Source organism: Gluconacetobacter brunescens (assembly GCF_048695475.1).
Lineage (GTDB): Bacteria > Pseudomonadota > Alphaproteobacteria > Acetobacterales > Acetobacteraceae > Gluconacetobacter.
In genome coordinates this window covers 1,451,503-1,473,005 of record NZ_JBLHEN010000001.1, presented here as the reverse complement: position 1 = coordinate 1,473,005, position 21,503 = coordinate 1,451,503, and the positions used below count along the sequence as shown (strand labels likewise).

The 21,503-nt window shown below is 65.7% G+C and carries 20 protein-coding genes; 14 read left to right on the top strand and 6 right to left on the bottom strand.

Going from position 1 to position 21,503, the window contains the following annotated elements; all coding sequences use genetic code 11:
* Positions 1-12 precede the first annotated feature (12 nt).
* The 4 genes from ACMAUO_RS06625 to ygfZ form a co-directional block, all read right to left on the bottom strand.
* Positions 13-414: a helix-turn-helix transcriptional regulator gene (locus ACMAUO_RS06625; RefSeq protein WP_420356135.1), complete on the bottom strand. Its 402-nt coding sequence runs from the start codon at positions 412-414 to the stop codon at positions 13-15.
* 164 nt (positions 415-578) lie between these two features.
* The gene (locus tag ACMAUO_RS06620) at positions 579-755 is read right to left on the bottom strand and encodes a hypothetical protein (protein WP_420356134.1); all 177 of its coding nucleotides are present in this window, start codon (positions 753-755) and stop codon (positions 579-581) included.
* 35 nt (positions 756-790) lie between these two features.
* A complete protein-coding gene (hisI, locus tag ACMAUO_RS06615) occupies positions 791-1,237 on the bottom strand; it encodes a phosphoribosyl-AMP cyclohydrolase (protein ID WP_420356133.1) in 447 nt (148 codons plus the stop codon).
* A gap of 68 nt (positions 1,238-1,305) precedes the next feature.
* The gene (ygfZ, locus tag ACMAUO_RS06610; protein ID WP_420356132.1) at positions 1,306-2,148 is read right to left on the bottom strand and encodes a CAF17-like 4Fe-4S cluster assembly/insertion protein YgfZ; all 843 of its coding nucleotides are present in this window, start codon (positions 2,146-2,148) and stop codon (positions 1,306-1,308) included.
* 134 nt (positions 2,149-2,282) lie between these two features.
* Between ygfZ and ACMAUO_RS06605 the strand changes: the two genes are divergently transcribed.
* From ACMAUO_RS06605 to ACMAUO_RS06585, 5 genes are all read left to right on the top strand, one after another.
* The gene (locus ACMAUO_RS06605) at positions 2,283-3,215 is read left to right on the top strand and encodes a glycosyltransferase family 9 protein (RefSeq protein WP_420356131.1); all 933 of its coding nucleotides are present in this window, start codon (positions 2,283-2,285) and stop codon (positions 3,213-3,215) included.
* Complete coding sequence (locus ACMAUO_RS06600) at positions 3,212-4,303, top strand: glycosyltransferase (RefSeq protein ID WP_420356130.1); 1,092 nt, start codon at positions 3,212-3,214, stop codon at positions 4,301-4,303. The genes ACMAUO_RS06605 and ACMAUO_RS06600 overlap by 4 nt, the downstream gene beginning before the upstream one ends.
* Positions 4,304-4,637: 334 nt before the next feature.
* Complete coding sequence (locus tag ACMAUO_RS06595; protein ID WP_420356129.1) at positions 4,638-5,111, top strand: hypothetical protein; 474 nt, start codon at positions 4,638-4,640, stop codon at positions 5,109-5,111.
* Between the two features lie 177 nt (positions 5,112-5,288).
* Entirely contained in the window at positions 5,289-6,656 is a 1,368-nt protein-coding gene (locus tag ACMAUO_RS06590; protein WP_420356128.1) for an FAD-binding oxidoreductase, read from the top strand.
* 283 nt (positions 6,657-6,939) lie between these two features.
* Positions 6,940-7,887 (top strand): IS1595 family transposase, encoded by a 948-nt coding sequence (locus tag ACMAUO_RS06585; RefSeq protein ID WP_420356127.1) that lies wholly within the window; start codon positions 6,940-6,942, stop codon positions 7,885-7,887.
* A gap of 108 nt (positions 7,888-7,995) precedes the next feature.
* On the opposite strand, the gene ACMAUO_RS06580 is transcribed toward ACMAUO_RS06585, so the two are convergent.
* Positions 7,996-8,712 (bottom strand): MgtC/SapB family protein, encoded by a 717-nt coding sequence (locus ACMAUO_RS06580; RefSeq protein WP_420356126.1) that lies wholly within the window; start codon positions 8,710-8,712, stop codon positions 7,996-7,998.
* Between the two features lie 189 nt (positions 8,713-8,901).
* On the opposite strand from ACMAUO_RS06580, the gene ACMAUO_RS06575 reads away from it, so the two are divergent.
* The 5 genes from ACMAUO_RS06575 (at position 8,902) to der (ending at position 14,566) form a co-directional block, all read left to right on the top strand.
* Positions 8,902-10,221 (top strand): dihydroorotase, encoded by a 1,320-nt coding sequence (locus ACMAUO_RS06575; protein ID WP_420357223.1) that lies wholly within the window; start codon positions 8,902-8,904, stop codon positions 10,219-10,221.
* 92 nt (positions 10,222-10,313) lie between these two features.
* Positions 10,314-10,706 (top strand): hypothetical protein, encoded by a 393-nt coding sequence (locus tag ACMAUO_RS06570; RefSeq protein WP_420357222.1) that lies wholly within the window; start codon positions 10,314-10,316, stop codon positions 10,704-10,706.
* Positions 10,707-10,836: 130 nt separating this feature from the next.
* Entirely contained in the window at positions 10,837-11,526 is a 690-nt protein-coding gene (locus ACMAUO_RS06565; protein ID WP_420356125.1) for a hypothetical protein, read from the top strand.
* A gap of 111 nt (positions 11,527-11,637) precedes the next feature.
* Positions 11,638-13,008: an outer membrane protein assembly factor BamB family protein gene (locus ACMAUO_RS06560; protein WP_420356124.1), complete on the top strand. Its 1,371-nt coding sequence runs from the start codon at positions 11,638-11,640 to the stop codon at positions 13,006-13,008.
* Positions 13,009-13,150: 142 nt separating this feature from the next.
* Entirely contained in the window at positions 13,151-14,566 is a 1,416-nt protein-coding gene (der, locus tag ACMAUO_RS06555) for a ribosome biogenesis GTPase Der (protein ID WP_420357221.1), read from the top strand.
* Between the two features lie 77 nt (positions 14,567-14,643).
* Here der and ACMAUO_RS06550 read toward each other — a convergent pair whose 3' ends face one another.
* A complete protein-coding gene (locus ACMAUO_RS06550; protein WP_420356123.1) occupies positions 14,644-15,561 on the bottom strand; it encodes a LysR family transcriptional regulator in 918 nt (305 codons plus the stop codon).
* A gap of 202 nt (positions 15,562-15,763) precedes the next feature.
* On the opposite strand from ACMAUO_RS06550, the gene ACMAUO_RS06545 reads away from it, so the two are divergent.
* The 4 genes from ACMAUO_RS06545 (at position 15,764) to ACMAUO_RS06530 (ending at position 21,465) form a co-directional block, all read left to right on the top strand.
* Positions 15,764-17,140: an LLM class flavin-dependent oxidoreductase gene (locus tag ACMAUO_RS06545; RefSeq protein WP_420356122.1), complete on the top strand. Its 1,377-nt coding sequence runs from the start codon at positions 15,764-15,766 to the stop codon at positions 17,138-17,140.
* On the top strand, positions 17,137-17,919 hold the full coding sequence (gene thiM, locus ACMAUO_RS06540) for a hydroxyethylthiazole kinase (RefSeq protein ID WP_420356121.1): 783 nt from the start codon (positions 17,137-17,139) through the stop codon (positions 17,917-17,919). Before ACMAUO_RS06545 ends, thiM begins: the two co-directional genes overlap by 4 nt.
* 291 nt (positions 17,920-18,210) lie before the next feature.
* Positions 18,211-20,514 (top strand): TonB-dependent receptor domain-containing protein, encoded by a 2,304-nt coding sequence (locus ACMAUO_RS06535; protein WP_420356120.1) that lies wholly within the window; start codon positions 18,211-18,213, stop codon positions 20,512-20,514.
* Between the two features lie 36 nt (positions 20,515-20,550).
* Positions 20,551-21,465: a sulfurtransferase gene (locus ACMAUO_RS06530; protein ID WP_420356119.1), complete on the top strand. Its 915-nt coding sequence runs from the start codon at positions 20,551-20,553 to the stop codon at positions 21,463-21,465.
* Positions 21,466-21,503 lie beyond the last annotated feature (38 nt).

The window sequence follows — 21,503 nt, the reverse complement described above, 5'->3', positions numbered from 1 at the left end:
GATCCCGCTGCATCATGTTCCGTTTCTTCCCTGCAACATGGTCGAGATGGTTTCAAACGGCTCGAGCGAGAACATGATTTCGACCGGGACATCGAAGACCCGGGCGATCTTGAACGCGAGTTCCAGGCTGGGCTTGTAATCGCCGCGTTCCAGAAACCCGATGGTCTGTGGATTGACGTCCACGAGGTCCGCCAGCGCCTTGCGGGTGAGGCCGCGCTCGGCCCTGAAAAGTCCGATCCGGTTGAACATGGCCCTGCATACCGGTTTCTGTTGTGCAAACGAAACGGAAGGATGGGTCGAGACAAGTTTTATGGCGGGTTCGGTCGCGCCTGGGGGGCGGCGCGATTCGCTCCTTGTCGGGGAGCGGGCCGGTTTGGCGGGGTGAATCCGGGGGGAGGACATCAGCCGGGTCATGAATTGTCTCCTGTGGCGCGGAGACAGTTTACCGGATGGGGGATGGTTTATACCCGATTGTAAAAGCTGATCTTTTTCGGGTCGGGATCGGAGCCTGTCCGCGAGCGGACGCGCTGTCCGGAAGCGGACAGGCGCGCGGCGGCGTCAAGGGGGCGGTGGGCGGGTTACTGTTTGGCGGAATCGTGGGGGGCGGGGGGCGGCGTGGTCGTGCCGTCCTGCACCGTGCTGTGCAGGGCGGTGAAGGCCGAGTGGATCGTGTAGACGCCAAGCCCGATCGTCACGGCGAGCAGGATGACGAGAAAAACGATCTTGCCGGCGGGCGAGGGGTCGGGCTTGGACATCGGGAGCGCTTTCGTGAAAGGGGCGGGCGGGGGCGTCAGCCGCGCCCGTAGAGAGTGTCGGCGGCGATCAGCGGCGCGCTGGTCTCGACCAGTCCCGTGGGGCGCATGGCGTTGAAGAAGCAGCTTCGGCGGCCGGTATGGCAGGCCACGCCGGTCTGGTCGACCAGCAGCAGCACCGCGTCGCGGTCGCAATCCAGACGGGCATCGACCAGATGCTGGACCTGGCCGGAGGTCTCGCCCTTGCGCCACAGGCCGCCACGGCTGCGCGAGTAATAGCAGACGCGGCCGGTGCGCAGGGTTTCGTCCAGGGCTTCGCGATTCATCCACGCCAGCATCAGGACTTCGCCCGTATCGTGCTGCTGGGCGATGGCGGCGATCAGGCTGGCGGCGTCGAAGCGCACCGTGTCGAGCATGGTGGCGCGGATGGTGGCGTCGGGTGCCGTGTAGGCGGGGGCGGGGTGGGAGGGGACGGTGTCGGTCATGGCGGCACAACACTCCATGGCGGCGCGCCTGTCCAGCAGGTGCGGCGCGACACGGTGGGGTCTTCGGCTCAGTCCTTGGGCGTGTCGGCTTCCGGCAGGGTCAGCCAGTCGGGGATGTGGACCTGCACCGAGTGGCCGGCTTCCGTCGTCAGTTCGTCGCTGCGGTGGGCCAGCCGGACCATGGCCAGCCCGTGGCCGTCGCGCGAGGAGGCCATGTGTCCGGCTTCCTTGCCGGCCTGGAGCAGCGGCGTGCCGGGCGGGGGCAGCGCCGCGCCGGTGACGGGCAGCAGCTTGCGCTTGACCAGGCCGCGATAGCGGGTGCGGGCCGTCAGTTCCTGGCCCATATAGCAGCCCTTGGTCCAGGAGATGCCGTTCAGCGCCTCGAAATTGGCTTCCAGCAGCAGGGTCTTGCCGTCCTCGCAGTCGCGCGAGCCGTCGGGCAGGCCCAGCGCCAGGCGGTGGGCGTCGTAGGCGGCGTGGTCGGCGGCGCCCTCTGCCGGGCGCGGCAGGAGCAGGCGCCAGCCGGCGTCGGCGAGGCGCGGGTCGGGGGCGCCGATGGCGGAATCGATCATCGCCGGCACCGCGCCCCAGGCGGCGTGGACGGCGAAGCCGGTCTCGTCGATCGAGACGTCGGAGCGCAGGCGGTAGCGCAGCAGGCGCTGGCGGATCATGTCGGCCTGCGCGGCCTCGCAATCCAGCAGCAGGCGCGCGCCGTCGGGATCGGCGAACAGGAAGAAATCGGCCACCCAGCGGCCCTGTGCCGTCAGCAATGCCGTCCAGACCGCGCGGCCGGGCGTCGCTTCCGTGACGTCGTTGGACACCAGCCCCTGGAGGAAGCTGTGCCGGTCGAGGCCGGAGAGGGCCAGTACGGCGCGGTCGGGGAGGTGGGCGAGATGTGTCGGGTCAACCATGCCTGTGATCCTATGACTCCTGGGCCTGTCTGGAAATGGGCGCGGAGGGCGGCCCAGCCTTGATGTGTGGTCTGTCATCGGGTTGGGGAAGGGGCGATTTCGCCGGGGTGTGCGATGGGGTAGGGTCGGCGGGTATGCGTATCCTGTTCATCACCTCCACACGGCTGGGTGACGCGGTGCTGTCCACCGGGTTGCTGGATGTTCTGCTGGCCCGCTATCCGCTGGCGCGCTTCACCATTGCCTGCGGGCCGGTGGCGGCGGGGCTGTTCGAGGCGATGCCCCGGCGCGAGCGCACCATCGTGGTGACCAAGCGCGGATACGACCTGCACTGGCTGGCGCTGTGGCGCGACTGTGTGGGAACGCGGTGGGATCTGTGCGTGGATCTGCGCGGTTCGGCGGTGACGCTGTTTCTGGCGGCGCGGCGGCGGGCGATCATGCGTGGCGGGCGGCGGCAGGGGGCGCGGATCGCGCATCTGGGCCAGGTGCTGCGCCTGTCGCCGCCGCCCCTGCCGGTGATGTGGACCGGCGCGGCCGATCGGGCGCGGGCGGAGGCGCTGCTGCCCGATGGGCCGATGTGGCTGGCGCTGGCGCCGACGGCGAACTGGGCGGGCAAGGTGTGGCCGGCCGCGCATTTCATCGCGCTGGCCCATGCCTTGCAGGCGCGCTGGCCGGGGATGCGGCCTGTTATCCTGTATGGGCCTGGCGAGGCGGAGCGCCGGATGGCGGCCCCGGTGCTGGCGGCGCTGCCGGGGGCCGTGGATGCCGGGGGCGGGTTGACGCTGGCGCAGGTGGCGGCGGTGCTGGCGCGGTGCGCGGGATTTGTCGGCAATGATTCGGGGCTGATGCATCTTTCGGCGGCGGTCGGGACGCCGACGCTGGGGCTGTTCGGGCCCAGCCGGATGTCGGAATACGGGCCGGTCGGGCGGTGTGCGCGCGGCATCGCGGCGCCGGGGCCGGAAGGGAGCGCGCCGATCGCGGGGCTGGATGTCGCGCCCGTGGTGGCGGCGGCGGTCGGGCTGCTGGAGCGGGCGCCCGTGACGGCCGATCTGGCGGGGGTGGGCGGGTGAAGACCGTTCTCGTCTATCGCGACCGGCTGCTGCCGGCTTCGGAACATGCCTTCATGCGGCGGCAATATATCGGATTCCAGAGCCTGCGGCCCTGTTGGATCGGGTGTCGGCGGGATGGGGCGGTGGCCGATCTGCCGGGCGATGTGCGGTTTCTCGGCGGGGATGGGCCGTTGCGGCCGCTGCGTCAGGCGGCGTTCAGGCAGTTCGGCTGGGGGGCGGCGCGGGATGTCGCCGGTCTGGCGCCCGCGCTGGTGCATGCGCAGTTCGGGCGCGGCGGGGCGCTGGCGCTGCCGATGGCCCGCGCGCTGGGCGTGCCGCTGGTGGTGACGTTTCATGGCGGCGATGCCTTCAAGGACCGGCATTATCGCCGGGGGGTACCGTCCATTTTCCATCGGCGCTGGCGGGCGTTGCAGGCTTATGCGTCGCTGTTCGTCTGTGTTTCCGAAGGTGTGCGCGACAAGTTGCTGGAACGGGGGGTGCGGCCCGGCCTGCTGGAGGTGATCCCGATCGGGGTGGAGCCGGCGGCGCCCGCCGCCGGGCCGGCCGAGCAGTTCGTGTTCGCCGGGCGGTTTGTGGACAAGAAGGGGGTTGCGACCCTGATCGACGCGCTGCGGGTGCTGGCGGGGCGCGGGCTGGCGCCGCCGGTGGTGCTGGCGGGCGATGGGCCGCTGCTGCCGGCGATGCGGGATTATGCGGCGGGGCTGGCGCATGTGCGCTTCACCGGGTGGCTGGCGGCGGCGGATCTCGCGGCGTTGATGGACCGGGCGATTGCGCTGGTGGTGCCAAGTGTGGTCTCGGCCGGCGGCGATCGCGAGGGGTTGCCCAGCGTGGCGGTGGAGGCGATGGCGCGCGGGGTGCCGGTGATCGGGTCCGATCAGTCGGGACTGGATGACGTGCTGGAACGCTCGGGGGCGGGGGTCGTGGTGCCGGCCGCCGATGCGGTGGCGCTGGCCGATGCCATGCAGGCGATGCTGGCCCCCGGTGCCCGTGACGGGATGGCGGGGGCCGCGCTGGAGGTGGTGCGGGCGTCGCTGAGCGCGCCCGCGCAGTCCGCGCGGCTGGAGGCGCGGCTGCTTTCGCTGCTGTAGGTTCCGTTTCCGCCTGTTGCGGACTGGCTGGATGTCCAGACGGTCTTTGAGACCGGATTTTCTTTCGCGGAAAAATGATTTTCTATTTTCTTTTCGTTCCCGTATGAATTTGGGGCGGTATTCGGTTCCGGTTTACGCTTTCGTTGGGCGCGATATTCAGTGGTCTGAAAGCCTGTTTGGAAATGGGCGTCGGACCGCCAGCGTGGATTTCCAAACAGGCTCTGACGCCGTGTTGAATGCCTGGGTTGAAATGGAGTGATGTGGGCCATGAGACGATCGGGAATCGATATGGAGAGAATGACTCTGTAGTTTTTCGAGGCATTGTGCGCTTCCGTTGCTTGCGGCGATCTGCCTTGCGTGGCCGGTTACGATTGCTGCCGTATGTTCATTGTTCTTTTCTTCCCTTTTGACTGACCACAGTCTCTGGCCAAAAATAGCGGAACGCATACCGGCGGCGCTCGATGTGCGGGGATGGGGGGTCAATGACTGGCTGGCGAACCTGGTTTATGCGTTTTGCGGTACGCAGTTGGGACAATTTATCACCGGCATGAAATCGGCCGGCGCGGTTTCCTCGGAAAATATCCGTAGGCTTTCCTATGTTCCATTTGTTTTGTATTCGTCGATGATCGTACGGTTGCTGTGCCGGTCTGCCATGGATATTTTTGAGGATATTTCTGGAGACGTTCGGATTCAATATCATTATTTCGATTCTCTGCACTGGTGGGAACTTGGCCTGTCGGTTGTGATTTGTTATTTTTATTATGTTTCTTATATTGGTCGGCGCGGCGGCGAAGCTGCTCAAAATTGAGGTTGCCTGGCAATTACCGCCACACGCATGGCGCACGCCACGATTCTGCTCATCGTCGGAGCTTCCGAGACCTGATGTCGCCCTTTTGAGAGCCTGTTTGGAAATGCGCGCTGGATCGCCGCCAGCGCGCATTTTATGTCAGGCTCTGACGGGCTGATGCGAAGGGAAGCAGAACGCATGAATACCGACCTGATTGCGGCGCTGCGCGCACGGCTGGGGGAGGAGCGGGTTTCGACCGCCGAGGCGGTGCGCGAGCAGCATAGTCATGGCGAGGGCCATCATGCGCCGAGTATGCCGGGGGCCGTGGTGTTCGCGCAGAGTACCGACGACGTGGCGCGGACGCTGGCGCTGTGCAACGCCCATGGTGTGCCGCTGACCGCGTTCGGGGCCGGGACCTCGCTGGAAGGGCATGTCAATCCGCCGGAAGGGGGGATCAGCCTCGATCTGTCGCGCATGACCGAGCTGCTGTCGGTCCATCCGCAGGATATGGATTGCCGGGTGCAGGCGGGGATCACGCGGCAGGCGCTGAACCAGCTTCTGCGCGATACCGGGCTGTTCTTCCCCGTCGATCCGGGCGGGGAGGCCACCATCGGGGGCATGTGCGCCACCCGCGCTTCCGGCACGGCGGCGGTGCGCTACGGCACGATCCGCGAGAATGTGCTGGGGCTGACCGTGGTGCTGGCCGATGGGCGGGTGATGCAAACCGGCGGGCGGGTGCGCAAATCCTCGACCGGGTATGACCTGACGCATCTGATGATCGGGTCGGAAGGCACGCTGGGGGTGATTACGGAAATCCAGTTGCGGCTGCATCCGATTCCCGAAACCATCGCCGCCGCCGTGGTGCAGTTCGAGACGCTGGCCGACGCGGTGGCGACCGCCATCGACATCCTGCAGTTCGGGGTGCCGATCGGGCGGGTCGAGCTGCTCGACGATGTGCAGATGGATGCCAGCATCCGCTATTCCAGCCTCGCCGGGTTGCGGGCGCTGCCGACGCTGTTTCTGGAATTCGTCGGCGGGCCGGATTCGGTGCGCGAGCAGATTGCCGCGGTGGAGGCCATCGTGGCGGATCGCGGGGGGCTGGGTTTCGACTGGCATACCGATCCGGACCAGCGCGCCGCCCTGTGGCGGGCGCGGCATCATGCCTACTGGGCCTGTCTGGCCTATCGCCCCGGCTACCGCGCCATGACGACCGATGCGATCGTGCCGATCTCGGCGCTGACGGAACTGGTGACCGGGGTGAAGGCGGATATCGCGGAATCCGGCCTGACCGCGCCTATCGTGGGGCATGTGGGGGATGGTAATTTCCATACGATCATCCTCGCGCCGCCGACGCCGGAAGGGCTGGAGCAGGCATGGGCGCTGGACCGGAAGATCGTCCGGCGGGCGCTGGCGCTCGGCGGGTCGTGCAGTGGCGAGCATGGGGTGGGGCTGGGCAAGCGCGAGTTCATGGATGACGAGCATGACCCGGTGGCGCTGGAGGTGATGCGGGCGCTGAAGCGCACGATGGACCCGAATGATATTCTGAATCCGGGGAAGCTGCTTTGAGAGGCTGATCGTAAATGCGCGCTGGCGGCGATCCGACGCGCGTTTCCTGTGCTTCGATGCTCACGGCCATCAAGGCCGCTCCGCTCCGATGCTCGGAAACACACGACGGGCGCGGCCCTAGCGGGCCGCTCTCGCTCGCCAGCCCGCATTTTCGGTCAGCCTCTGAAGGGTTCTGTTCTTTTTTGGAAAAAAGAACCAAAAAACTTCCTGATTACGCACTATTTTCAGCCATGGATTTATGGCACAAAACGAGAACATTTGTTGTTTTCGAGAGGCTTGATCGATGGCTCGCAACAAGGTCCAGTTTCAGAAAGGGCTAAGCGAAGCCCAATTTAACGAACTTTACGGAAGCGAAGAGAAGTGCCGAGCGGTGATCTTTGGCTGGCGCTGGCCATCGGGCTTTGAATGTCCGGCCTGTGGCGGGCGAGAACATAGCGTCATCCGGAGCCGTGGGCAGTATCAATGTAGCGCCTGCCGGAAGCAGACGTCGCTGATCGCCGGAACGATCTTCGCGGCAACCAAGGTACCGTTACGGACCTGGTTCCGTGCCCTGTATCATCTGACCCAGAGCAAAGGGGGCATCTCCAGCATCGAACTGGGGCGCAGGCTCGGCGTGACGCAGACCACGGCCTGGAAGATCAAGCATAAACTCGCGCAGGTGATGATGGAGCGCGAGGCCGGCAAGCGACTGAAGAGACGGATCGAATTGGATGACGCCTATCTCGGCGGAGAACGCGGCGGCGGCAAACGCGGGCGAGGATCAGCGGGCAAGACGCCGATCGTGGCCGCAGTTGAAACCACACCGCAAGGCAAGCCAATCCGCCTGAAACTCCGCCGCGTGGCCGGGTTCAGCAGGGCCGAGATCGCAAAGATGGCAAAAAACAACTTCGACCCCGCCAGCAGCGTGGTCAGTGACGGTCTACGCTGTTTCGCCGCCGTCACCGAAGCAGGGTGCGTCCATCATCCCATCCTGACCGGTTCGGGACCAAAGGCAGGCCGCAACCCTGCTTTCAAATGGGTCAATACCGCTCTCGCCAACATCAAGAATGCTATGACCAGTACTTACCGCGCTATCCGTGACAAGCATGCACCGCGCTATCTCGCCGAGTTCGTTTATCGTTTCAATCGCCGCTTCGACCTCGCCGCCATGATCCCTCGCCTCGGATACGCCGCCGTCAGAACCCCACCTATGCCCTATCGACTGCTCAAATTAGCTGAAATTAGTGCGTAATCAGGAAAAACTTTGATTCGTTCGGGAGTTTTTTGCTGGGGCATGCGATGGCCCTGAACGGATCAAAGTCTTTTTGCTTCTTTTTCTTCAGAAAAAGAAGAAACCTTACTATTCCAGACCATCGTCTTCCGTGGTCTCGACTTCCCACAATCCGTCGATTTCGCCGAGTTTTTCGATCAGGCGCGCGATCGGGCGTTTGCCTTTGACCTGCATGTACAGGGTGACGCTGGAGGGGCGGGGGTCTGACGGTTTGGTGTGGTGGCTGCTGAGCCGGACCTGTTCGATGGTGAAGCGGCACTGGGTGCAGCAGAGCAGGATCGTGCGCAGGAGGCCGCGTCCGTCTTCGTAGACCAGGCGCAGGACCGTGTCGTTCTTGCGGTTGACCCGGAAGCGGCTGATGATCTTCGGGAAGCCGAACATGATCGCGAAATGGCCGAAGGTGGTGGCGATGGCGAGCAGCGGCATGCCCGCGCCGCAGGCCATGCCGAGGGCGGCGGTGAGCCACACCGAGGCCGCCGTGGTGAGGCCGCGCACGACATCGCGCCGCATGAAGATGACGCCGCCGCCGATGAAGCCGATGCCGGAGACGATCTGGGCGGCGATGCGGGATGGGTCCAGGACCACGGCTTGGGGGCGCAGCACGTCGTCGAAGCCGTATTTGGAGACCAGCATGAACAGGGCGGCGGCGACGCCGACCAGCGTGTAGGTGCGTACGCCGGCACTCTTCTGCCGGATCTCGCGCTCGATGCCGATCAGGGCCGACAGGATGAAGGCGAGGGCCAGTTCGCCGAGTTGCAGCCAGCCCTGGCCGTGGAATGAGATCATGCGGCCCTCCCTGCCTGTGTTGCCGTCGTTGCCATGCGGGGGAAACGCGGGGGATGGGCCTTAAATTCCCTGGCGACCCGATTTCGGGAGATCCCGTGCGGGGCGCGGGGCGCGGGATCGTCGTGCGGTCTTGCCGGGGGAGGGGTGATGGGAGTACCTCGCGAGGAGGCGACAGGCTGCGAGGGACCGATGCATTACGACCTGATCATCCGCAATGGGATTTGCGTTCTGCCGTGGGGCGAGGCGCGGACCGATATCGGCGTGCGCGCGGGGCGGATCGCCAGCCTGTCGGTCGTGGCGGCGGACGAGGCGGACGAGGTGATCGATGCCGCCGGGCTGCATGTGCTGCCGGGGCTGATCGACCCGCATGTGCATCTGCGCGATCCGGGTGACGCGACGGTGGAGAGCATTCCGACCGGCACGCGGGCGGCGGCGCTGGGGGGCGTGACGATCGTGTTCGACATGCCCAATACCGCGCCCTCGATCACCGACGGCGACATGCTGCGCTGGAAGCAGGAATATGCCTCGCGCGAAAGCTGGGTCGATTTTGCGATGTATGTCGGTGCCACGCGCGGGAACACGCCGCGCCTGGGCGAATATGAGCAGTTTGACGGCGTGTGTGCGGTCAAGGTCTTTGCCGGGTCCTCGACCGGCGACCTGATGATCGAGGATGACGAGGGCATCCGCCAGGTGCTGGAGCATGGGCATCGGCGCGTGGCCTTTCATTCCGAGGACGAATATCGGCTTCAGGCGCGCAAGAAGCTGCTGACCGAGGGGATGTCGTACGAAAGCCATCCGTTCTGGCGCGACGAGGAATGCGCCTTTCTGGGCACGCGGCGGATCGTGGGGCTGGCGCGGCGCGCGCGGCGGCCGGTGCATATCCTGCACACCTCGACCGAGGAGGAACTGGACTGGCTGGCGGGGCATCGGGATATCGCGACCGTCGAGGTGCTGGTGAACCATCTGACCCAGGTGGCGCCGGATTGCTACGAGACGCTGGGGGCGCTGGCGGTAATGAACCCGCCGATCCGCGACCGGCGGCATTACGAGGCCTCGTGGGAGGCGGTGCGCAACGGCATGGTGGACACGATCGGCTCGGACCACGCGCCGCATTCGCTGGCGGCGAAGGCGAAGCCCTGGCCCGCCACCCCCGCCGGGCTGACGGGCGTGCAGACGCTGGTGCCGGTGATGCTGGACCATGTGAATGCCGGGCGGCTGTCGCTGGGGCGGATGGTGGACCTGATGGCGGCCGGGCCGGCGCGGGTCTACGGCCTGCAGGCCAAGGGGCGGATCGCCATGGGATACGATGCCGATTTCACGCTGGTCGACATGGCGGCGAAGCGGCGGATCACTAATGACTGGATCGCCACCCCCGCCGGCTGGACGCCGTTCGACGGCATGGCGGTGACGGGCTGGCCGATGGCGACGATCGTGCGCGGGCAGGCGGTGATGCGCGAGGATACGATCCTGGGCGCGCCCGTGGGGCGGCTGGCGTGCTTTGCGCCCTGATTTCGACATCTTGTCGGCATAGGCGGCATCGTCCGCGATTTCCGTCATCGTGACGGCGGGACCGTAGTCGAGAAGGATGTGTCTTGCGTGTTATGAGATCGGCCCGGTTGCCGGGCTGTGCCGTTGCCCTGTGTCTGACCGTGGCCCTGGCGGGCGGCCCTTCGGTGGCCCGTGCGGCGGATGCCGCGTGGTCCGCGCCCGCCTGCGGGAAGGAGCCGGTGGCGCCCACCGTCGATGCCAGCTCGGTGGCGAAATACAATGCCAGCGTGGATGCCGCGACGGCGTATGAAAAGGCCGCGCGGACCTATAATGCCTGCGTCAGTGCCGCCGCCGCGCGCGACGAGAGTGCGATCAGCGCCGAGGCCAAGGCGCGGATCGGGCAGGTCCATCAGACCAGCGTGGCCGTGCAGCAGCGGATTGCCGGGCATTTCACGAAGCTGACGGCCGACCTCAAGGCCGGGGCCGCGCGCTTCTCGCATCCCTGATCGGGCCTTCCGAGGCTGCTCGGCCGGTTGCTCGCGGGTTTGTTGCCCGCGTGCGCCGGGACCGCTATGGTCCGCCCTTGGAATGACGGGCCCGGGCCCGTCTGGGCTGGATGCGGAGAGCGGTTGAGACGTGGCTGACGACATCTTCAGGGAAGTCGACGACGACATGCGCATGGAGCGTCTGCGGCTGATGGCCCGGCGCTATGTCGGCGCGGCAGTGGCGGCGGTGGTGGTGGTGGCCGCCGGCGTGGGTGGCTGGCAGTACCATGCCTGGCGCGGACGGCAGGAGGCCCAGGCGTGGGGCGCGACCTATTTCGCGGCGCTGCACCTGGCCGATACCAGCCATATCGCCCCCGGCGAGACCAGTGCGCTGACCCCCCAGCAGAAGGACGCGATGGCGCGTCTGGCGACGCTGGACAAGGTGCCCTCCGGATTGCGCACGCTGTCGCGGCTGGAACGCGCGGCGCTGCTGGCCTCCAGCGGCGACACCAAGGGCGCGCTGGCGCTTTGGACGCAGGTATCCGACGACCAGGCGGCCGACCCGCTGTTGCGCGGGCTGGCGAGCCTGCTGTGGGTGCAGCACCAGATCGACGATGGCGACCCGGCGGTGCTGCGCTCGCGCCTGGCCACGCTGGACGGCGCGGGCAAGCCCTGGCGCGGACTGGCGCAGGAAAGCGAGGCGATGCTGGACCTGCGGCAGGGGCACCTGGCCGATGCGCGCCGGAAGCTGAGCCAGATCACGACCCAGATCGATGTGCCGGAGGGGCTGCGCAGCCGGGCAGGCGGCATGCTCCAGACGCTGAATGCCACGCCTTCCTAGACCCTGTCCGGTCGATCTCTGTCTGGCGGTGTCGCGCGGACGGTGTTTTGATGCCGGTGGGCGTACCGAGACCGAAATGGCCCCGTTTTCCTTTCGTAGCGCAGGATTTACATGAACAAAGTTCTGACCCGCCGGCATGCGCTTCTTGGTGGCGCGATGGTGCCGGTCCTGGCCGGATGCAGCCTGTTCGATGATGACGAAAAGCCGCTGGTGGCGGGCAAGCGCGTCGATGTGCTGACGACGGGCGCCGGCCTGATGGTCGATCGTGAGGATAAGACGCCGATCGCGCTGCCCGCCCAGACCACGATCGGCGAATGGTTGCAGCCGGGGCGCGTGGCCTCCCACGAAGGGGTCAACATGGCCTGGAGCGGCCAGATGCGGCGCGAATGGTCGCATGGCATCGGTGCCGGCGTGTCGGAACCCGAACTGCTCTCGTACGCCGCCCTGGGCGATAGCGGGCGCGGGGTGTTGCCGGCGACGCCGATCGTGGCGGGCGGACGGATCTTTGTCGGTGACGCGCAGGGGGTGATCCGGGCCTATGAATGGCCGCGCATGCGCCAGATCTGGCAGTTCAAGCCCAAGCCGAAGAAGATGCGCTCCAGCAATCTCGGCGGCGGGATCAGCATTGCCGGCGATACGCTCTATATCGTCGATGGCGTGGGGCAGGTGCTGGCGGTCGAGGCCGCGACCGGCAAGGTGAAATGGCGGATCGACATCGACGCGCCGGGCCGCTCGGCGCCGACGGTGGCCGATGGCCGGCTGTTCTTCGGCACGATCGACGAGCGGCTGATGGCGCTCGACGCGGCGACGGGGAAGGTGCTGTGGAGCTATACCGCCACCGAGGCCGATACCGTGATCTTCGGCCAGCCCGCGCCCGCCGTGATGGGGGATGTGGTGGTGGCCGGGTTCGGCTCGGGCGACCTGGTCGCGCTGCGGGTGGCCAGTGGCGAGGTGGTGTGGAGCGACACGCTGGGCAGCACCAACGGCCAGGAATCGACGGTCGATTTCTCCTGCGTGCGCGGCATGCCGGTGATCGTGGACAACACGGTCTATGCCATCAGCGCCGGGTCGGTGATGGTGGCGATCGACCTGCGGTCGGGCCGCCGGCTGTGGGAGCGCACCGTGGCCGGGCAGGACACGATGCTGGTGATCGACAACTGGCTGTACGTGCTCTCGCTGGACCAGCAGCTTGCCTGCCTCGACCGGGTGAACGGTCATGTGCGCTGGATCACCCAGTTGCGGCGCTATCGCCGGGTCGAGGCGCAGAAGGACGGCGTGACCTGGACCGGGCCGATCATGGCCGGGGGCAAGCTGGTCTGCATCAGCACCATGCCCGAGACCGGTTATGCGACGATCGACCCCGCGACCGGGGCGCTGCTGACCATCGGCAAGCTGCCGGGGGTTGCCACGGTGGCGCCGATCGTGGTGGATGGCCGGCTGCTGATCGTGACCGACGACGGCAGGCTGAACGCCTATAGCTGACGCCGCGGCCGAGGCTGCAACCGGAGACCGATCGCCCCGGGTCGCTGCGACCCGGGGCGTGAATCGGTCCTGGAAATGATATAAGGAGAGCGGGTGCGCCAGCATGGGCGAACGCATCGTGCTCCAGGGACAGTTTCATATCTTGGCCAAGCTTTCTTCCGTTCCGACCGGGGATGACCTGCCGATCGTCGTGATCGCCGGGCGTCCGAATGTCGGCAAGTCCACCCTGTTCAACCGCCTCGTGGGGCGGCGGCAGGCGCTTGTTGCCGACACGCCGGGCGTGACCCGCGACCGCAAGGAAGCCGAGGCCATCGTGCGCGGGCGGCGGGTGCGGCTGATCGATACCGCCGGACTGGAGGAGGCCGCGCCCGATACGCTGTACGGGCGGATGCGCGCTTCGTCGGAATCGGCGGTGGCGCAGGCGGACCTGGTCGTGTTCTGCATCGACGCGCGGGCGGGCATTACCCCGGCCGACGAGCATTTCGCCGCGTGGATCCGTCGCCAGGGGCGGCCGGTGCTGCTGGTGGCGAACAAGGCCGAGGGCCGGCAGGGTGCCGCCGCCGCGATGGAGGCGTTCGCGCTGGGGCTGGGAACGCCGCTGGCGATTTCCGCCGAGCATGGCGAGGGCCTGTCGGAACTGATGGGCGAGATCGCGGACCGCATGCCGCCCGAGGCGCCGCCGGAGCCGGTGGAGCCCGTGGCCTATGGCGAGGATGGCGAGGAACTGGACGAGCGGCCGCCCGGCCCGCTGCGGCTGGCGATCGTCGGCCGGCCCAATGCCGGCAAATCGACCCTGCTGAACCGCCTGCTGGGCGAGGAGCGGATGATCACCGGGCCGGAGCCGGGGCTGACCCGCGATTCCGTCACCGTGCTGCTGCATGACGAGCAGGGGCCGATCCAGCTTGTCGACACCGCCGGGCTGCGGCGCCGGGCGCGGGTGGAGGACGGGCTGGAGAAGATGTCCACCTCCGCCACCATCGAGGCGCTGAAGATGGCCGAAGTGGTGGTGCTGGCGCTGGATGCCACGCTGGGGGTGCATGAGCAGGACCTCCAGATCGCGCGCCTGATCGAGCGCGAGGGGCGCTGCTGCGTGCTGGCGCTGAACAAATGGGACGCGGTGGAAGACCGGATTGCCACGCGGCAGGCGATTTCGGACCGGATCGAGACCTCGCTGGCGCAGATGCGCGGGATTCCCGTCGTGTCGTTCTCCGCGCTGACGGGGGCGAACGTGCACAAGCTGCTGCCGGTGGTGCGGCGGGCGCATGAGGTGTGGAACAAGCGCATCCCGACCGGCGCGCTGAACCGCTGGTTCGAGATGATGCTGGAGCGGCACAGCCCGCCGCTGGTAAGCGGCCGGCGGCTGAAGCTGCGCTACATGACGCAGGCCAAGGCCCGGCCGCCGACCTTTATCCTGTTCGGCACCCGCGCCGAACTGCTGCCCGAGGATTACCAGCGCTATCTGGTGAACGGCCTGCGCGAGGAATTCGACCTGCCGGGCACGCCGATCCGGCTGCTGCTGCGCGGTACCCGTAACCCGTATGCGGAGAGTGGCTCGTAAGGCGCCGCCCAACGTTTTTCCGCCAATATGGAACTAATCGCGATCTGCCCTGAAGCAAGGCGACGCGGATTTCGTCGTTACCGTATCATCTGAAGGAAACGGGTCAGGGCGGGATTCGTCCGGTCTGCCCGCCATGCAACGCCGACATCCCATGAAAGGTCCGGATCCGGCAAGGCACGGATCGCGATCGATCCCGTGTCCGCGGCCAGCGCGGCAATGGCCGATTTATGGATCAGGGCGACGCCGATGCCGGCCGACACCAGCGCCACCAGCGTCCAGATCGTGTTGACCCGATGAATGGATGCCGGCGTAAAATTCCGTTCAGAAAACAGCCTTTCGATCCGTTTGCTCAGGTCCGGGGACAGTTCGGTCCGTAACAGGATGAAGGTCGCGCCCAGCGGCAATGCGTTGTTCAGCCCGTCGATCGTATCTGACCAGTCGCGGGGGATTGCCAGCACCAGCGAATCCTCGGTCAGCCGCCGCGCGTCCAGGCCATGGCCCACCGGAAGGCGCAGAAAACCGACATCCAGTTCACCGCTGCGAATCTTTTCGACCTGGTCGTGGGACGGCGCGTCGTCCAGCGTGAAGGTCACGTTTGGATAGCGGGCCTGGAACCGGGGCAGCAGCGACGCCATGATGTCGACCACCGATAGATTGAAGCCCACACCCAGATGGCCGCGCTCTCCCCGCGCCTCGCGCACGCCGCTCTGCCAGATTTCATCCGCGTGATGCAGCAGCGGCCTGACTTCGGTCAGGAACCGCCGGCCGAAGGGCGTCAGGGCCGTGCCTTGCCGGCTGCGATCGAACAGTGGCGCGCCCAGAAGGTCCTCCAGCCGCCGGATCTGCTTGGTCAATGACGGCTGGGACAGGTGAAGCCGGGACGCGGCACGCCCGAAATGGCCGGTTTCGCCCAGGACGACAAAAGACCGGAGCAGTTCCAGATTGGCACTCTGCATCCGATCGACGGCCGGCAACGGGTCACTAATCGAAGACACCTGTGAACATCCTTCCGACGGAAACCGGCGTCGGCGACCGGATTGCGGCGGGGCATCATGCCCGCTGGTTATCAGGATAACCAACAAGAGTTTATTTATTCCACAAAAAATTTGCGCAATAATAACGACGAGTAAAAAATCAACTATTTTTAATAGTTAAATTGGCCGCCATGCGGGCTGCCGAAACGACAGGGATGCGCATATGTCGACCAAGGGAAGGATCTGTCTCGCCGGGTTCCTGAATGCCGGCCCCCAGGGCACGGCGGGATGGCGCCATCCGGATGCCGCGCCGGATTTTCTGTCGGCCGCCTATTACACCCGGGTCGCGCGGATGCTGGAGGACGCCTGTTTCGACATGGTCTTCATTCCCGACGCCCTGGCCGTTCCCAGAAGCCTGTCCGACAGCACGGCGCCCGCCGTCACCTGGGGTGCCGGGACGCCCCGGATGGATCCGATGATCGCGCTGGGGGCGATGGCCGGGGTGACAAGCCATATCGGGCTGGCCGCGACCATGTCCACCAGTTTCAACGAGCCGTATAATATCGCCCGTTCCTTCGCCACCTTCGATCATCTGTCCGGCGGCCGGGCCGGCTGGAACGTCGTTACCAGTTTCCAGGATGCCGAGGCGCAGAATTTCGGCGTGGACCGGCTGCCGCCGCGCGAGGCGCGGTATGACAGGGCGGAGGAAGTCCTGCAGGCGACGACGCGGCTGTGGGATAGCTGGGCCGACGACGCGCTGGTCGAAGACAGGGGGAGCGGCCTGTTCGGCGTCCCGGAAAAGGTCTCCGATGTCGCCTATCGTGGTGAGCATGTGCGGGTGCGCGGCCCGCTGGCGGTGCCGCGCCCGCCGCAGGGCTATCCCGTCATCGTCCAGGCCGGTGCGTCGCCGCGCGGACGCGATTTTGCCGCCCGCTGGGCGGACGTGATTTTCTGCAGCCACGAATCCCTGGAATCCGCCATCGCTTTTTACGCGGACATGAAATCCCGGGCAGCCGCCTGGGGGCGGGACCCCGAACAGCTCAAGATCCTGAGCGCGACGAGCGTCATCGTCGGCACCAGCGAGGACGAGGCACTAAGGAAGAAACGGATCGCCGAGGACCTCGTCCTGCCGGAAGCCGGCCTCTCGCGTCTCGCCTATCATATCAATGTCGACCTGACCCGATACGACCTCGATAGCCCCCTTCCACCCCTGGAGGAGGTCGGTATCGACGGGCATTACCGCGAAATCGTCGAATTCGCGCAGCGTGAAAACGCGACCCTGCGCCAACTGGGCAAATGGTATGGCGCGCGCAGCGAAGGCAACATGGTCGGCACGCCGCGGCAGGTGGCGGACGCGATGATCGAATGGCAGGGCCGTGGCGCTGCGGACGGCTTCATGATCATCCCCACCCATGTCCCGGGCGCGTTCGACGACGTCATCACACTCCTGCTGCCGGAATTGCGGCGGCGGAACGTGGTCCGGACCGCCTATGAGGGCACCACCCTCCGGGATCATCTGGGCCTGTCCCGGCCCGCGCGTGGCGCGTGGCGCAGCCGGACCCGGGAACGCGGCCTCGCTGCAGAGGGGAAGGCATCATGAATCAGGTCAGTTGGGCACAGGACGATGTGCGCCGGACCTGGCATGCCCTGTCCGCGCGCAAACCCTTCGTGTATGGGCAGACCAACTATATCGCGGCCGCCCTCAGCGCCAACGTGCTGCTGGCCGCCGGCGCAGTGACGGCGATCGGTGCGATTCCCTCGGCGATCGAAATTTTCGCCGGTGGCGCCGACGCGATCTGGATCAACGCCGCCGCACAGGTGACCGATACCCCGGAACAATTGCTGGCTGCCGCCCGCGTCGCGCGGGAACGGGCCATTCCCTGGGTGCTGGATCCGGTCGCCATGGGCGCCGGCGCGGCGGCCTATGACGCCGTGATCACGCAATTGCTGGCCTGTCGTCCGACAGTGATTCGGGGCAATGCCAGCGAACTGATGGCCCTTGCCGGCGGCCAGGGCGGCACAAAGGGCGTCGAGGCCACGGTTTCGCCGGAGGCGGCCCTGGCGGCTGCGCGCGACCTGGCCCGCCGTTCCGGCGCCGTGGTCGCGATCAGCGGCCCGGTCGACCATATTACCGATGGAGACACGGTCGGGCTCGTCACCGGCGGCTCGCCGATGCTGACGCGCGTCACTGGCGCCGGATGCAGCCTTGGGGCCCTGGTCGCGGCCCTTCTCCCCGTCGCCGGGACGCCGCTGCACGCGGCCTCTGTCGCGCACGCGGCCTACGCCGTCGCCGCCGAGCGCGCGGCTGCGCGCGCCCGGGGGCCTGCCTCCTTTACGTTGGAATTCGTCGACGAACTGTCACGCCTGGCGGAAACCTGACAGGCCGGACGGCCCGGGCCGTCCGGATGGTCTGACCGTCCATGCGCGCACCGCCGCCCGCGTTGCCCCAACCCCGGATGACGCGGGCGTTTTCGTTTTTGCTGTGGTTATTATAATTCACTCTGTCTATCAGCGTGCATAACAACGAGCACTTCCTAAAATAACATCAGAAACCGTATGATGCGTTCAAAGGTCAAAATATATCAACATAGAAATTTAGTTGATTAATGCGGCCTGTGACGTGTTGCGGGACCATATCAGATGAAACAGGCCTATCACCCAGGACCATTCTTGTTTTTCCTGTCCATTCTTGCCATCGGGGAGACAAGGGCCGCCACCGTGCCGCCTGACCCCAGGTCGCCGTCGACGGCGCACCTTGCCCGCAAGGGGCCAGTCCCGCGACCCGCCGTTACGCGCAGCGAGGACGTATCGGTCACCGCGATCCGGCACCAGGCTGGCGGCGCGGCCGAAGTGGTGACCCAGGCCACCCTCAGCCATTATGCGCCGGGCACCAACCCGATGCAGATGCTCAACCAGATACCGGGGCTCAATTTCGTATCCGACGACGCCCTTGGCAATGAAAGCTGGGGTTCGAACCTCTGGCTGCGCGGCTTCACGCAGGCCCAGCTGGGCGTCACGCTCGACGGCATTCCGCTCGGCGCCCAGGAATATAATACCTATAACGGGTTGCTGGCGAATTTCGCCATCACGTCCGAGAATATCGACCATATCACCGTCTCGGACGGCGGCGGAATGGTGGCGACTCCCGCGACGACGAATCTCGGCGGCGCCATCCAGTATGTCTCCACCGATCCGTCCGACCGCCTGGGCGGGAAAGTGTCCCAGATGTTCGGCAGCCGCGACAGTTTCCGTACTCTCGTGCGGTTCGACAGCGGAAAGCTGAATGCTTCCGGTACGAAGTTCTATGTATCCTACGTACGTTCCGACCAGAATAAATGGAAGGGCAGTGGCGATCAGTTCAACCAGCAGTTAAACGCGAAATTCGTTCAGCCCATCGGCGAGGAAAGCCGGATTTCCGCCTTCTTCGACTGGGACGAGCAGGCCTATTTCTCGTACGCAGACCAGTCGCTGGACATCCTTTCGACACTGGGGCAGCGAAACGATTTCTATTACCCGAACTATACGGCCGCCTATCTCGCCGCCCAGGGCAGCTTTCCAAAAAACCTGCAGAATTATCCCGGTGCGACGGACGTGTCCTATTATGACGGGGTTACGTTGAGCAGCGAATATCTCGGCGGCCTGAATTTCGACTTCAAGCTGGCCGACCGGGTCCGCTGGCTGACGACCGTCTATGGACATGGGGACCGGCAATGGTCGACCTGGACCGATCCCTATCTTCCCTCGCCGAACGGCGCGCCCCTGTCCGAACTGGTGATCCAGCCGCAAACCCGGCGTTTCGGCCTGACGTCGGCGGTTCAGTACCGGCTGGGGCGCCATCATTTCGAAGCGGGGGTCTGGTACGAAAACAACGCCAATTCCATTGGCGAGTTCATGTATCAGGAGCCGCTCCTGGGCCAGGGCAGTCCGATCAACCCGCTCGCCAATCGCTTCGGAACGCCGTTCCAGGAAAACTGGGGGATGCGGTATAGTACCAACAGTTTCCAGTTTCATCTGGAGGACGTGTTCCAGGTCCTGCCCACTCTCCGGCTTCAGGCCGGATTCAAATCGCTGCTCGTGACCACGCATGGGGGCGCCAGCGAGAACGACGCCGCCTATACCGGCCAGGACATGCTGGCCAGCGGTTCGTTGACCTCGGCCGCGGCTGCGTTGCCGCATTTCAACGCCCTGTGGACCTTCCTGCCGCATCATGAAGTCTATTTCGATATTTCCAAGAACATGCGGGCCTATGATTACGGGGCCTATGAATATGGCTCCGCCTGGGGCGTCACCAACCAGCAGACATTCCAGCAGATCCATGACAGGCTGAAGCCGGAGACCGACTGGGACTATACGATCGGCTATCGGTACTCCTCCAAGCCGCTCAGCGCCTCGATCGACCTCTATCACGTCGATTTTTCCAATCGCCTGCAATCGCTGACATCCGGGTCGATCATCGCGCCCATCTCGACCCTGATCAATGTCGGCAGCGTGACCATGAACGGCCTGGACGCTTCACTGACCGTCAGGCCGGTCGCCGGCCTGACGATTACCAATGGCGTCAGCTACAATCACTCGGTCTATGGTCAGAACGTGGTCAGCGGCGGTGTGTCCTATGCGCTGAAGGGGAAGAAGGTCATCAATTATCCGGAAGTGATGTATAAAACCCGGATTTCCTATGCCTATCATGGCGCGGAGGCCTATTTCGACGCCAACTACATTTCCCGCCGCTATCTGAGCTACGTGAACGATAGCTGGGTACCCAGCTACTGGATGACCAACCTGGGCGCGCGCTATCGCGTCGGCGACTACGGGCTGATGCGCGACGTGACCTTCGGCTTCAATATCTACAACCTGATCAATACGAAATATGTTGCGCAGATGGGTGAAAACGGCAATCCGCTCAGCGGCGACTACCAGTCCATCATGTCGGGATCACCACGATCCTATTTCGGTTCCATCAGCGCCGGGTTCTGACGAAACCATGACCGGCAGGGCCAGGATCGAAAAATCATGACACATCCCGACGACACCGCCCCTTCCTGTGCCGAGGCGCCGCTCGTTTCCGCCGACTGGCTGGCGGGCAGGATTGGCGACCCTGATCTGGTGATCCTCGACGCCAGCATCATGCGAGAGACCGGTGCCGACGGCAGGGGGACCTATCGGTCGGGTGCTGCGCATTTCCGACAGGAAGGACATGTACCAGGGGCACGATTTGCCGACCTGTTCGATGATTTTTCCGATCCTGCCGCCCGGTTTCCCTTCACCCGTCCGGATACCAGCCGCCTGGATGCAACCGCGAGGAAACTGGGCCTGCACGCGAACAGCCGGATCGTCGTCTATGACGCCCTGACCGGCGCCTGGGCGGCGCGCGTCTGGTGGATCCTGCGGGTGCATGGTCATCGGCATGTCGCGGTACTGGATGGCGGCCTTGCGGAATGGTGCCGGCAGGGCGCGCCCCTGGAATATGGCGCCCCGGCCGATCCCGGAACCGGAACCTGGGTTGCCGCGGCCGCATTGCGGCAAGGCTTCGCCTCGCTGGCCGAAATGGTCGACATCGTCGAGGGACGCCGCGCCGCGAGTGTGGTGTGTGCCCTGTCGGAGGCGGATTTCAGTGGTGCCGGCAGCACCGATCCCCGGCGGGGCCACATACCCGGCAGCCGCAATCTTCCCTATCGCAGCCTGCTGGACCGCCATGGCAGGTTCGATCCCGCTTCCATCAGGCGGAAGGTGGCGCGGCTGGATCTGAAAAGGGACGAGGACATCGTCCTTTATTGCGGCGGCGGCATCAATGCCGCCGGGCTGGCATTGGCGCTGGAACAGGATGGGTTCCAGCGCCTGTCCATCTTCGACGGATCGCTGGCAGAATGGCGGGCCGATCCCGCCCTGCCGCTGGAAACCGGCGAGGACCCGGCGACAGCGCCCTGAAAGGGCCGGACCGCGATCGGGGCCCGAAGAGAGGATCG